Origin of the sequence: Actinacidiphila paucisporea, assembly GCF_900142575.1 — a bacterium.
Classification (GTDB): domain Bacteria; phylum Actinomycetota; class Actinomycetes; order Streptomycetales; family Streptomycetaceae; genus Actinacidiphila; species Actinacidiphila paucisporea.
Genome location: NZ_FRBI01000053.1, coordinates 1 through 13,589, shown reverse-complemented (window position 1 = coordinate 13,589; position 13,589 = coordinate 1). Strand labels below are relative to the sequence as shown.

Here is a 13,589-nt window from a genome sequence, read left to right as displayed (position 1 = left end):
CGCTGCGGCCGATCATCGTCCGGCGGGCGTGCGCGGCCTCGGCGGGCGGTACGAGGTCGTCCAGCGCCGCGGCGCTCTCCGGGACCTCCACCTCGACCTCGACCAGCTCGAAGTCCTCGAGTTCGGCGGGCGGCACGGGTTCGCCCAGGTCGTCCACGACGTCGGCTTCGGGCTCGGCCTCCTCGGCGGGTTCGGCCGCCGGCCCCGGCTCGTCCTCTTCAGCCGCCGGCCCCGGCTCGTCCTCTTCAGCCGCCGGCCCCGGCTCGTCCTCTTCAGCCGCCGGCCCCGGCTCGTCCTCTTCAGCCGCCGGCTCTGGCTCGTCATCCTCGGCGTCCGGCTCTGGCTCGTCCTCTTTCGCCGCCGGCTCGGCCTCCTCGGCGTGCTCGGCCTCCGGCTCGGGCTGGTCCTCTCCAGCCGCCGGCTCGTCAGCCGGTACAGCCTGGACCTCCGCCGCGCCCGCGGACGGATCCGCGGTCCCTGCCGCCTCCACCGCCGCCGCCTCCGCCACTGCGTCCGCCGCCGCGCCCTCGCCCGGCGGTACGTCCGCCTGGCGTGCGTCGGCCGCCGGGGCGTTCGCCGCCAGCTCCGCGCAGAATCGGTCCAGCAGCCGCCTGACGGCTGCTTCCACCGCTGCGGGCTCGTACGTCGTCAGCCGGCCCTCCGCCTCGGCGGTGCCGTGCCAGACGAGCGTCACGCCGGCCTCAGGCTGCACCGCCGTCACGACGCTGACCTCGGCGGTCACCGTGACGCCGCCACCGCCGCGTACCTCCGCGCCGGCCGCAGCCACCGTGAAGCCGGGCCCGTCACCGCTCACCGCCACCGTGCCGCGGTAGGTGATCGTGGACCCGCCGACCCGCAACCGCAGCCGCCCCATGGCGGCACCGCCGGGGGCCTCCCCGGCGTCCGGCTGCCAGCCGGGCAGGCTCGCCAGCACCACCTCCGGCGTGCGCAGCGCCTGCACCAGGCGCCCGGTGGTCATGCCCGGAACGAAGGACTCATGCTCCATGTCGCGGAGCCTACCCATCCAGCGCGCCGCCTTGACGTTTCCCCGGCCCCCACTTTTTTCCGCCGGCCCGACCCCCTGGCCGCCCGGCGGTCACCCCTACGGCCCTCTACGACGCCGGTATCCGCGGCCGGAGCAGCGTCGACGGCGGCAGCGAGCGGCTCGGCCGGGTGGGCAGCGGCGCCCGCGCGGCAAGCCGCAGGGCCGGCGGGGTGAGGGTGGGCGGGGTGCCCGGCGGAAGGGCCAGCGGTGGTGCGGCGCCGCGCGCGGCGAGCAGATAGGCCTGGTCGGGACTGCCCGCCGGGCCGGCGGCGCCACTCGGGGTGGCCGGCAGCCAGTACGGCGAGGTCTGCAGGCCCACGGCACGTACGGTCGCGTCGATCGTCCAGAACGTACGGGCCGCCCCCGCCGCGGTGCCCGCCCGTACGGCGAGCCGGCCGCCGGGGGCCAGCGCGCGGGCGGCGAGGCCGTAGAACTCCTGCGAGTACAGCTTGGCGCTGCGGGAGATCCCCGGGTCCGCCAGATCCGCGACGATCACGTCGTACGGCCCTGCCGCCTCCCGGTGCGGGCCGCGTAACCAGTCGAAGGGGTCCGCGGTGACCGCCCGCACCCGGGGGTCGGCGTAGGCGTCGCCGTTGAGGGCGCGCAGGCCGGGGTCGGTGCGGCCCAGCCGCAGCAGCTCGCCGTCGGGCTGGACGGCGGTGAGCGCGGCGACGTCCTTGTAGCGGAGCACCTCCCGCAGCGCCAGGCCGTCGCCGCCGCCGAGGACCAGGACCCGGGCGTGCGGACCGTTCATCGCCGGGTGGACGAGTGCCTGGGCGTAGCGGGCGGTGGCGCTGCCGGAGACCCGCAGCCGGCCGTCGAGGTAGAGCCGCAGCGGGCCGCCGCCGGCGCCGTCGCCGCCGGTCAGGACGATCTCCTGGACCGAGGTCTGTTCGGCGACCCGCACGTCGCCGCCGTAGACCGCGTGCCGCGCCGCCCGCTCGAAGGGCCCCGCCGCGGCGCCGGCGCCGGCCAGCACGGCGAGCACCAGGACGTTGGCGACCAGCAGCCAGCCGCGGGCGCGCCGGCTCAGGTCGCCGCGGAAGAGCCACAGCACGGTCGCGCCGCCGGCCGCGGCGTTGACCACGCCGGTGGCCAGCGCGCCGGTGAGCTGGCCGAAGTGCGGCAGCAACAGGAAGGGGAAGGCGAGGCCGCCGACCAGCGCGCCCACGTAGTCGGCGGCGAAGAGGTCGGCCACCGCGCCGCCCGCGTCCTGCTGCCTGATCCGCTGCACCAGGGTCATCAGCAGCGGCACCTCGGCCCCCGTCAGCACCCCGATGGCGAAGGCGCAGCCGACCATCGCGGCGGTGGCCTGGCCGAACCAGGCGAAGAAGCCGTAGAGCACCATCACCGACAGGCCGCCGACCAGGGCCAGTCCCGTCTCGACGGCGGCGAAGGCGGCGGCGGCGCGGCCGCGTAACCGTTTTGCCAGCAGCGAGCCGCAGCCCATCGCGAAGACCATCACCGAGAGGATCACCGAGGCCTGGGTGACGGAGTCGCCGACCAGATACGAGGCCAGGGCGACCAGTTCCAGCTCGTAGACCAGCCCGCAGGCGGCGCAGACGAAGACGGCGGCGAGCACCAGCGCGCGGGCGGCCGCCGCTGGCACCGGTAACCGCAGCCCGAGTCGCGGGGCCTCGTTGCGGTGGCGCTGGTCGATCATGAGTGCACGCTATGTCAGGGTCGGGTCGCCACCGGTCACCCACAGGGGTGCAATCGGCGGCTGCGGGCGGCGGACCGGGGCGGTACTCGGGTCAGGGCAGCGCGTTCACCCGGGTCCTGGTGGTGACCAGCCGCCCCTCCTGCGGATACGCGTGCCAGGTGCGCCAGCGCACGCCCCCCTCGGCGTACTGCACCAGCAGCGCGGTGAAGGCGTGCGGGTCGCCGGGGAAGGTCCCTGCGAGGCCGTGCGGGTGGTCCGCCACCAGCGCGAGCAACTCCTGCGCGCGGCCTGCGAAGGAGCCCTGCGACAGCGTCTCGATCCGGGCCGCGAACTCGTAGTCCCACACCCCCACCCGCCGCGCCACCCCGAACGGCAGCGGCGCCCGGCTGCCCGGCATGCACGCGACCGTCTCCGAGCACTCGCCGCGCCCCGCGTCGACCAGGACCTGGTGCGAGGCGCCCAGCAGGCGTAGTTCGACCTTGGCCCGCAGCCGGCGCGCGTCGCCGACCTCGACGTTGAGCACGGCGAGCGCGGGCAGCGCCTGCCTGCCGAGGCACCAGGCGAGGTCGCCCGCACGGGTGTCGGTGTACGAGGTTTGCAGGGTGGTGAGCATGGGGTCGGCTCCGCAAGCACGCAGTGGATCGAGCACGCAGTGGATGAGGTGGGCCGGTCCGCGCGCCCGGCAGCAGGGCGCGCGACGGCTCGTGCCCACGTGGGGTCCGCTGGGCCCGAACGGTCCCCGGAAGACCTGGTGGGGGCCCCGAAGCACCGCCGAGGTCCCTCCGAGCCCTCCGAGCCGCCGCCGGCAGACGGCCGGGGAGTCTCCGAGTGATCTCAGCTGAAGCCCACGAAATGGGTCCGAGACCTACGGAATCATGAATCGCGGGTGGCCTTCAGCGTTTTTACCCATCTGTGCGCACTTTCCATCCCTTGGAGCGCCGACAAGTTCAGGTGTTCACCCGCATCCGCCCCACCGCACTCACGCGCCCCTGCCGACGCAAGCTCGCGGCTCCTGGACCGGAGCCGACATCGGTGGCAGCGGCATCCCCGGGCGCCGCCCGGCGGCGCATAGTCTGTGCCCGAACCGCCGCAACGACCACCGGACGCGCACGAGGAGCCGAGATGACGGCAAGGCCTCCGTTGAACCGCAGGCTGGACGGCCTCGGTACGACCATCTTCGCGGAGATGTCGGCACTGGCCCTGGCGACCGGCGCCATCAACCTCGGCCAGGGCTTCCCCGACACCGACGGGCCCGAGTCCGTACGCGAGGCGGCCGTACGGGCCCTGCGCGACGGCCGCGGCAACCAGTACCCGCCGGGCACGGGCGTCCCGGAGCTGCGCACCGCGGTCAGCGACCACCAACGCCGCTTCTACGGCCTGGACTTCGACCCGGACAGCGAGGTGCTCGTCACCGCGGGCGCCACCGAGGCCATCGCGGCGGCGATGCTCGCGCTGCTCGAACCCGGCGACGAGGTCATCGCCTTCGAGCCCTTCTACGACTCCTACGCCGCCTGCATCGCCATGGCCGGCGCCGTCCGCGTCCCGCTGACCCTGCGCGCCCCCGACTTCCGCCCCGACCTCGACGCGTTGCGCGCGGCTGTCACCCCTCGCACCCGCCTGCTGCTCCTCAACTCCCCGCACAACCCGACGGGCATGGTCCTCACCCGGGACGAGCTGACCGCCATCGCCGAGCTGGCGGTCGAGCGCGACCTCCTGGTCGTCACCGACGAGGTGTACGAGCACCTGGTCTTCGACGGCGAGCACATCCCGCTGATCTCCCTGCCGGGCATGAGGGACCGGACGGTCTCCATCTCCTCAGCGGGCAAGACGTTCTCGTTCACGGGTTGGAAAGTCGGGTGGGTCAAGCCGTTTTCACCTACCTATTGGACGGTGGCCGCGTAGGCGTGCCGCCGCACGTCGGCCAGGATGGACCTCGGACGATCGGAACCCGGGTTGAGGACGGTGGAGAGATGAGCGGCAGGCCGCTGCTGAACCGCAGGCTGGACGGGCTCGGGACGACGATCTTCGCGGAGATGTCGGCGCTCGCACTGGCGACGGGCGCGATCAACCTGGGCCAGGGCTTTCCGGACACGGACGGGCCGGAGGCGATCCGGGAGGCTGCCGTACGTGCGCTGCGGGACGGGCGCGGCAACCAGTACCCGCCGGGGATGGGCGTTCCAGAACTGCGCACGGCGATCGTCGACCATCAACGACGCTTCTACGGACTGACCTTCGACCCGGACACGGAAGTGCTGGTCACCGCGGGCGCGACCGAGGCGATCGCGGCGGCGATGCTCGCGCTGCTGGAGCCGGGCGACGAGGTGATCGCGTTCGAGCCCTTCTACGACTCCTACGCCGCCAGCATCGCGATGGCCGGCGGGGTACGAGTCCCGCTTACTCTGCGCGCCCCCGATTTCCGCCCGGACCTGGACGCGCTGCGTGCGGCCGTGACTCCGCGCACCCGCCTGCTGCTCCTGAACAGCCCGCACAACCCGACGGGCATGGTGCTCACCAGCGACGAGTTGACGGCCATCGCCGAACTCGCCGTCGAGCGCGACCTGCTGGTGGTCACCGACGAGGTCTACGAGCACCTGGTCTTCGACGGGGAGCACACCCCGCTGATCTCGTTGCCCGGCATGCGCGACCGGACGGTCTCCATCTCCTCGGCGGGCAAGACCTTCTCGTTCACGGGTTGGAAGGTTGGCTGGGTTACCGCCTCCGCTCCCCTCGTCGCGGCTGTCCGTACCTCCAAACAGTTCCTCACCTACGTCGCCTCAGGCCCGTTCCAGTACGCCATCGCGGAGGCCCTCCGCCTCCCGGACGACTACTACACCGCGTTCCGCGACGACCTCCAGACCAAGCGCGACCTCCTGGCCGACGGCCTCACCGCGGCCGGCTTCGAGGTCTACCGCCCTCAGGGCACGTACTTCATCACCACAGACATCGCAGCCCTCGGCGAGAAGGACGCCCTTGCCTTCTGCCGCGCCCTCCCCGCCCGTTGCGGCGTGGTCGCCGTCCCCAACTCCGTCTTCTACGATGACCCCGACGCCGGCCGCACCCAGGTCCGCTTCGCCTTCTGCAAGAAGGACGACGTCCTCCAGGAGGCCAGCGGTCGCCTGCAACAACTGGCGTCCTGAACTCACAGCTCCTTCGTCCCGAGTGAGGTTCAATCAAGATCGGCACCAGGCGATTTGCTGTTTTGCCTGTTCAGGGCATGGGGGCCGTGATCTTGCGTGGTCTCGGAGGGGCTTGTAGGGCGGGTTGGCTCCCAGGCGGCTCCCAGTATGGGACGTCGCCGGGGGGGCATGCCTCAGCCAACGGTTTGCCCCCTTGATCGCGACGTTCTGGCCAGAGGACATGAACTTGTCGCGGCTCGGCTGCCCCTGCTCGACAAAGACGAAAGAGCCGTTACTGGTAGTCGTTTCCTCCAGCGCCCAGCCCAAAGAACCGCTCGAAGAACTGTGTCAATGTTTCGATCACACGCTTCTTCTTGTCGCTGTGGCCGCCATCGCGACTGAAGCGAGAGACGGGGGGCAGGATCTTCGTAATCTCCGTACCAGTCGTACGGATCTGCCCGTCACGGAACGCGGCCGTGATGAACGCCCGCGTCTGCTCGGGCTTGAGTTTTTGCTCCTCGATGATCGCTGCGAGTTCAGTATCTCGCTTCGCCTCCACGTACGCCTGCCACTGTTCATCGACAGCGCCGTGCACAGACAGCGAGTTCACGAAGTCTTCAACAAGGTCGCGCTTGCTCCGCAGGCTCGGGCTAGCGTCGACCGCACGCGAGATCTGGGCACGAATCTCTCTGTCCTCACCGTCCCCACGCTCTGCCCGCATCTTCTCAACGAGCAACAAGATGTAGTCAACGCCAATCTCGACCTGCTTGACCAGCTCGATCTCGAAGACGACATCCTCGTTGATGCGTTCCTTCTCCGCGGCGGTCTCCGCACGGAACTCGGCGTACAAGTTTAGATATACACTGCGGTAGTCCTGGTGCTGGCGCTCTGTCAACAGGTCCTGGCCGACGAAGTCGTCGAACTCGGTCAGGATGTTGTGCAGCCGCAATACGGCACCAAAAAGGTTGATGAAGTCCTTCTGGGCCTGCTCCCCGATGATAGGGGTGCCAAGCGGGAAGGTCCGTAGCAGCTCGGTGACCTTCTCGACGTACTCACTGTAGTACTCGCTGTAGGACGGCACGATGACGATGCCCTTGGAGTCCCTGTTCCCGAACAGCTCGAGCGCCGCGTTCGTCTCCTCTTCAAGGTCACGGAAGACAACAATATTCCCGTGGCGTTTGACGGAGTTGAGGATCCGATTGGTGCGCGAGTATGCCTGAATCAAACCATGCATCTTCAGATTCTTGTCGACGAACAGCGTGTTGAGCGTAGTCGCGTCGAAGCCGGTGAGGAACATGTTCACCACGATGACCAAGTCGATCTCGCGGTTCTTCATTCGCTGCGACAGGTCCTTGTAATAGTTCTGGAACTTGTCGGCGCGGGTGTCGTAGCTGGTGCCGAACATCGCGTTGTAGTCCCGGATCGCATCTTCCAGGAATGTGCGCACGTCTCCGCTCAGTGCGTCGGTGTCAAACGCCTCGTCGTCAAGGATCCCGTCATCGGTGGCCTCGTTCGCGCCGTAGGAGAAGATGATCCCCACCTTCAGCCGCTGATCCGGGGTGAGCGCCTCCTGTTGATGCTTGAACTGCAAGTAGTAGCGCTGCGCTGCCTCGATTGAGGCAGTGGCGAGCAGGGCGTTGAAGCCGCGCACTCGCTTCTTCTCACGAAGCGCCTCTACTTGACGCCTCGTCCGGGTCGATTCCGCAACATTGACGACAATCGCGTGCTCATAGCTCGTCTGCCGCTTCGTCTTCTGATCGAAGTGCTCCAGGATGTACGTCGTGATCTCGCGGAGTCGGCGCACATCCAACAGAGCGCGCTCCCGATCGATCGCCGAGACCTGCTTATCGTCTGGGTTGCCGACCTTGATCGTGTTGATGTAGTCAATTCGGAACGGCAGGACATTCCTGTCCGTGATCGCGTCTATGATCGTGTATGTGTGCAGCTTGTCACCGAAAGCCTGCTCAGTGGTCTTCAGCAGCGGGTTCCCGCCGCTCGAGGAGTTGACCGGGAAGATCGGGGTACCGGTGAAGCCGAACAGGTTGTACCGCTTGAAGGCTCGCGTGATGTCGGTGTGCATGTCGCCGAACTGCGACCGGTGACACTCGTCGAAGATGATCACGGTGTGGCCCGAGAACACCTCGTGTCCCCGGTTCGCCTGGATGAACGTCGACAGCTTCTGGATTGTCGTGATGATGATGCTTGCGTTCGGATCCTCGAGCTGCTTCTTCAAGATCGCCGTGGACGCGTTCGAGTTGGCGGCGCCTTTCTCGAAGCGGTCGTACTCGCGCATCGTCTGGTAGTCGAGGTCCTTGCGGTCGACGACAAACAATACTTTCGCGACATCGGGTAGCTTCGATGCCAACTGCGCAGCCTTGAACGACGTCAGCGTCTTGCCCGACCCGGTCGTGTGCCAGACGTACCCGCCCGCCTCGACGGTGCCAAGCGTCCTGCGGTTCGTCGAGCACTCGATCTTCCGCAAGATCCGCTCCGTCGCCACGATCTGGTACGGCCGCATCACTAGCAGGTCACGGTCGGCTGTCAACACGCAGTACTTCGTCAGCACGTTCAACAGCGAGTGCTTGGCGAAGAACGTCTTGACGAACGCGGTCAGCTCCGCGATCGGCTTGTTCTGCGCGTCCGCCCACCACGACGTGAACTCGAACGAGTTGCTTGACTTCTTGCCCTTTGCCGCGCCGGCAGCTTTCTGGTTGTCCTTCAAGTGCTTTGAGCGGGTGCTGTTGGAGTAGTACTTCGTCAGCGTGCCGTTGCTTATCACGAACAACTGCACATACTCGAACAACCCAGAGCCTGCCCAAAAGCTATCGCGCTGGTACCGGTTGATCTGGTTGAACGCCTCACGGATTTCCACCCCACGGCGCTTGAGCTCGATATGCACCATCGGCAGACCGTTGACTAGCACCGTCACGTCGTACCGATTAGCGAAGCTCGCACCGCCCTCGCCCCGGTCCACCTCGTACTGGTTGATGACCTGCAGACGATTGTTGTGGACGTTCTTCTTGTCGATGAGAGTGATGTTCTTCGTCGAACCATCGTCACGCTTCAGAAGCTGAACGTGGTCATCCTGGACCCGCAGTGTCTTCTCCACGATGCCCTCGTTCTGTCCGGCGATCTTGGTGGAGAAGAACGACTCCCACTCAGAATCCGTGAACGACACGTGGTTTAGTGCCTCAAGCTGGCTCCGCAGGTTCGCGACCAGTTGCGCCTCCGATGTGATCGGGAGGTACTCATACGCCTGCGCCTCCAGCAGACGGATCATCTCCCGCTCAAGCGCCGCCTCCGATTGGTATGCCGCGGCTCCAGAAGCATCAGGGACGTACTCAGCAACGACGGTACTTTCAGCCGAGACGGCGACCGGGTCGTACTTGCGCGCCTGCGCTTCCCTCATGCCGCAGCCTCTTTGAACGTAAAGAGCCGATCACGGTAGTGCTCGTACTGCTTGCGGCGAAATGAGATCTCAGGAGGTAGCTCGAGACTGATGCCCCTGACGAGAGAATCAAAATTGTCGAGCGTCTCAACGATCTTCTCCTGTACTGCCAGATTCGGGACTGGGATCCTGATATCGGCGAGACCAGCCGCTGACAGCCTCTTCACCTTAGCCCGAGCCACATGGCGTTCCTTCTGGCGATGAAAATCCCTTGTCTGCACTGCATAAGCGACATACTTAGGATTCAGCGGAGAGGTAAACACAAACGTGTCGTCGTGTGTCGCTACTGGTTCATTTCCTAGCCACGCAACAGCTTTACCCACGTCTTCAACCGTTTCGCCAACACCGGCGAATACTACGCTCCCAGGCTCTGCATACCGGAGTTGATCGTGAAGCTCAACACGGACCTGCCTAACGGCCTCGTTAGTGGAGGTTCCATATTCGGTATAAATCTCACCGTAATGGATACTTGGGATTCCAGAATCGACCACATCGTTCTTGGTGAAACGACGTCCACGCACAAAGGAACCAACGTCACCTAGGCGAGTACGCTCCGCCCCGACAGCCTCGCTCACCAACTTATCTCGGTAGTACTGATACTGGCGGTGGCGCGCTTCCAGTTCCGCCTCCAGTTCCGCCTCCAGTTCCGCCTCCAGCTGACTGAAATGATCGAGCACTCCCACCATTTCCCGCTGCGCTTCAAGGGGTGGGACGGGGATTAGGATCTTCGAGAGCGAATCGCCGGAGATGCGACGGACCTTCGTCCCAGAGATAAAGCGACGCTTCTGTTTCTGGAAAAACGTCGACTGGAAGAAGTACGAGACATACTTCGGATCAAGTCCGTGACGAAAAATGTAAGCATCTCCGCTCAGCACGGCCTCCACCTTGCCAAGCCAAGCGGTTGCCTTGGCAACGGCGTCGTCGTCCTCGCTAGTTGTCGCGATCAAGAGGTCTCCCGGCTTCGCGTGGCGAAGCTTGGCTGCGATGACCTGGTCGGTAAATGACTTTGTCTCGGTCGCCCATACGCCATAGGAGGTGTGAATCTGGCCGTAGTGCACTGCAGGGACGCCCTTATCGCGCAGATCTGCTTTCTGCAGTCCCTGCCCGCGCACAAACTCGCCGATTTGACCGAGCGCGCGGTACTCGACCCCGTTGGAAGACAACTCCTGAGAAATTTCGCTGATGCCACTCACGCGGCGCCTCCTCCTGTGATCTCGCTAATATTCTCGACGTTCCAGCCTAGCTCTTCGATCGCTCGCGCATATTCGTTGTCCCGGCTTACCTCGTCAACAACGCCTAGGACCAGCTGGAGGCAGGGCTTGAATTTCTGGAGCGCTTCCTCTTCGCTTGACTCGCCATGAATAATTTCACTGAGCTCGCGAAATAGCTGATAGCCGTCACTTGAGAAACGTCGCGGAATGATGTTGCGAACTTGATTCACCTTTTCCAATACTACGGAGAAGGGGGCATTTCTTCCGTTAGGTTTCTTTGTGTCGATCTTGGCGATATCGGCCACTTCGAACGTAACGAGCTCGAAGATCTTCCGGAGGTAGATGATCGACCCGGCACCGAGCTGATTCTCGTACGCTAGCTGCGCTCGCTTGACCAGATCCGAGAATGGGCCACGATGGCTATCGATCCTGTCGGCGCGGTCGCGAAGATTTTCCGTGTAGCGCTCGACACGCACTTCCGGCGCGAAACTGGAAATATCGCTGCTGCTGCCGATCAGGAACCATATCTCCACGGATGACCGGCACTCGATGCACTGCAGTGTGGCGTCGATACTGATCTGATTGTTGCCAAGGCCCAAACATGACAGCTCATCTCCAGACATGAAGGTTCGCTGAGCGTCACAGGCGCGACAATGGAAGTTCCGGAGGACCTTCCCTACCTTGATCCTTTTGTGCTTACCCCACTTCAGTACGTGGCCGTCGAGAAAACCATCCACTTGCATAGTTGCCACAGTGGGAGCGTCGGAGAGGAGTTTAGACAAGCGCATTTCCCCCCGCTTCCAGCTCTGAAACGATCGCGTTGATCGACGTGCGCAACTCCGCCTGCCGCGCCACGATGCGGGCGATCTCGGCGTTCAACTCGACGATGTCGACCTCCGTGCGCGTGTCCTCCGACTCCACATAAGAGGACACAGCGATGTTGTAGTCGTTCGCGGCAATGTCCTCCATGCTGACGAGCGTGGAGAAGTGATCTTCCGGCTCTCGCGTGGTGAACGCATCGAGAATCCTCGCCTGGTGCTCCTCGAACAGCTTGTTCTTGTTGCCAACACGCTTGTACTCGGCTGAGGCGTCGATAAAGAGTACGTCGCTGGAGTTTTTCGACTTCTTCAGCACTAGAATGCACGTGGCGATCGTGGTTCCGAAGAACAGGTCGGCAGGCATCTGGATGACCGTGTCGACGTAGTTGTTGTCGATCAGGTACTGACGGATCTTCTTTTCCGCACCCCCGCGGTATAGGACCCCGGGGAACTCGACGATCGCGGCCGTACCGTTGACGGCGAGCCAGCTGAGCATGTGCATCGTGAAGGCCAGGTCGGCCTTCGACTTCGGCGCCAGCACGCCCGCCGGCGCAAACCGCTCATCGTTGATCAGCAGCGGGTTCGCGTCACCTTCCCACCTGGTCGAGTACGGCGGGTTGGAAACGATCGCCTCGAACGGTTCATCGTCCCAGTGCGCCGGGTCAGTGAGAGTGTCGCCGTGCGCGAGGTTGAAGTCGGAGTAGTTCACGTCGTGTAGGAACATATTGATCCGGGCAAGGTTGTACGTGGTCAGGTTGATCTCCTGACCGTAGAAACCCCGGCGGACATTGTTCTTGCCGAGCACTTTGTCGAATTTCAGCAGCAGCGAGCCCGACCCGACCGCCGGGTCATAGACCTTGTTAACCTGCTTCTTGCCGACGACTGTGATGCGCGCCAGCAGTTCCGAGACCTCCTGCGGCGTGTAGTACTCGCCACCGGACTTGCCCGCGTTGGCCGCGTACATCTGCATCAGGTATTCGTAGGCATCGCCGAACAGGTCGATCGAGTTGTCCTCAAACCGACCCAGCGGCAGATCACCGACGGCGTTGAGCAACTTCACGAGCTTCTGGTTGCGCTTGGCGACCGTTCCTCCGAGCTTGTTGCTGTTGACGTCAAGATCGTCAAACAGCCCCTTCAGATCGTCCTCGCTGTCGGTTCCCAGCGCCGAGCCCTCGATGTTCTTGAAGACCCGAGCGAGCGTTTCGTTGAGGTTCTCGTCCCGCGCGGCGCACTCGCGGACATTGGCGAACAGTTCCGACGGCAGAATGTAGAAGCCCTTCTCTGCCACCACCTCGTTACGAGCGAACTCGGCCTGCGCGTCGGGAAGCACCTTGTAGTCGAACGACTCATCTCCAGCTTCATGTTCGCCGCGGTTGATGTACGCCGTTAGGTTCTCGGAGATGAAGCGGTAGAAGAGCATGCCCAGCACGTAGGTCTTGAAGTCCCAGCCGTCGACACTGCCGCGCAGGTCGTTCGCGATACGCCAGATCGTCTTGTGCAGCTCTGTCCGCTGGCCTTCTTTGTTGGTCGGTGCCATGTTGCAGCTATTCTCCTCCGCGCCACGGCGCGATCATGTTGCCTCGAAGTGCGCACCTAGGGTACCGGCGACACAGTCACGGCAGCTGTAGTTCCGATCATGATGTGGTGACTGCAGTTATGGGTGACAGGTTCGGTTAGGCGGCCTGGAGGTCCGGCGTGGTCATGAAGGTCTCGACTTCGACGAGGGTCAGGCGGCCTAAAGGGTGTAGCACAAGGCTGTGTTCGGGCAGGTCAGGGCCAGTGGAGGCAGTCCTCTGGTCATGACGCGAGGGCGAGGTTGTGCATGTGCGCGACGGCTTGGACGGCATGGTGCAGGCCGTCGGCGTGTTGTCGGCAGTCGCGGAGGATCTTGTAGTTCTTCATCCGGCCGATCACATGCTCCACCCGCGCGCGGACCTTAGTCGCTGTTGTCGTTCCGAACTTGAGGGCGGCGTTTTGCCTGGTCAGGCATAGGGACGGTGACTCGGTGGGAGTTGTGGTCTGTCGGGTTGTCGCTCGCCGGGGAGGCTTGGATGCCGTCAGTTGTCGGACTGCTGGAACAGCACGAGCTCGCTGCTCGCCGTCGTGTCGACGGGTTGCGGGAGGAAGCTGATCGGATCCAGGCCGAGCTGGCTGCGGCTGAGCTGGAATGGCAGGAGTGGACGGTTGCCCGCAGGCGGGTCGGCGCTGTCCTGGCCCCCGGCGCCGGCACCACCGGGACGGAGGTCACCTCGATCCCGGTGGACGCGGATGCGCCGTCGCCGCCCGGG

Annotated in this window: 8 protein-coding genes and 3 pseudogenes; 3 read left to right on the top strand and 8 right to left on the bottom strand. The window is 65.1% G+C overall.

What is annotated here, in order from left to right; genetic code table 11:
- The 3 genes from BUE44_RS34965 to BUE44_RS34955 all read right to left on the bottom strand — a co-directional run.
- A partial coding sequence (locus BUE44_RS34965) for an SRPBCC domain-containing protein (protein WP_159450335.1) occupies window positions 1-1,006 on the bottom strand: 1,006 nt, incomplete at its 3' end.
- 106 nt (window positions 1,007-1,112) lie between these two features.
- Entirely contained in the window at window positions 1,113-2,708 is a 1,596-nt protein-coding gene (locus BUE44_RS34960; RefSeq protein ID WP_073503050.1) for a polyamine aminopropyltransferase, read from the bottom strand.
- A gap of 91 nt (window positions 2,709-2,799) precedes the next feature.
- Entirely contained in the window at window positions 2,800-3,321 is a 522-nt protein-coding gene (locus tag BUE44_RS34955) for a DUF2617 family protein (RefSeq protein WP_073503049.1), read from the bottom strand.
- Between the two features lie 509 nt (window positions 3,322-3,830).
- Here BUE44_RS34955 and BUE44_RS34950 point away from each other — a divergent pair.
- Together BUE44_RS34950 and BUE44_RS34945 are read left to right on the top strand one after the other, a co-directional pair.
- Window positions 3,831-4,571, top strand: a pseudogene (locus BUE44_RS34950) (aminotransferase class I/II-fold pyridoxal phosphate-dependent enzyme); the annotation flags it as partial.
- Between the two features lie 107 nt (window positions 4,572-4,678).
- Window positions 4,679-5,845, top strand: coding sequence for a pyridoxal phosphate-dependent aminotransferase (locus tag BUE44_RS34945; protein WP_073503048.1), 1,167 nt, complete (start codon window positions 4,679-4,681; stop codon window positions 5,843-5,845).
- A 271-nt stretch (window positions 5,846-6,116) separates the two neighbouring features.
- Here the strand turns inward: BUE44_RS34945 and BUE44_RS34940 are convergent, their stop codons facing one another.
- The 5 genes and pseudogenes from BUE44_RS34940 to BUE44_RS34920 form a co-directional block, all read right to left on the bottom strand.
- Window positions 6,117-9,233, bottom strand: a complete 3,117-nt coding sequence (locus BUE44_RS34940) for a type I restriction endonuclease subunit R (protein ID WP_073503047.1) — start codon at window positions 9,231-9,233, stop codon at window positions 6,117-6,119.
- Window positions 9,230-10,465, bottom strand: coding sequence for a restriction endonuclease subunit S (locus BUE44_RS34935; protein ID WP_073503046.1), 1,236 nt, complete (start codon window positions 10,463-10,465; stop codon window positions 9,230-9,232). Before BUE44_RS34935 ends, BUE44_RS34940 begins: the two co-directional genes overlap by 4 nt.
- Window positions 10,462-11,235, bottom strand: coding sequence for a hypothetical protein (locus tag BUE44_RS34930; protein ID WP_143172663.1), 774 nt, complete (start codon window positions 11,233-11,235; stop codon window positions 10,462-10,464). The genes BUE44_RS34935 and BUE44_RS34930 overlap by 4 nt, the downstream gene beginning before the upstream one ends.
- Before the next feature lie 22 nt (window positions 11,236-11,257).
- On the bottom strand, window positions 11,258-12,838 hold the full coding sequence (locus BUE44_RS34925) for a type I restriction-modification system subunit M (protein WP_073503044.1): 1,581 nt from the start codon (window positions 12,836-12,838) through the stop codon (window positions 11,258-11,260).
- 260 nt (window positions 12,839-13,098) lie between these two features.
- A pseudogene (locus BUE44_RS34920) lies at window positions 13,099-13,239 on the bottom strand (IS5/IS1182 family transposase); the annotation flags it as partial.
- A 113-nt stretch (window positions 13,240-13,352) separates the two neighbouring features.
- Here BUE44_RS34920 and BUE44_RS37285 point away from each other — a divergent pair.
- Window positions 13,353-13,589, top strand: a pseudogene (locus BUE44_RS37285) (hypothetical protein); the annotation flags it as partial.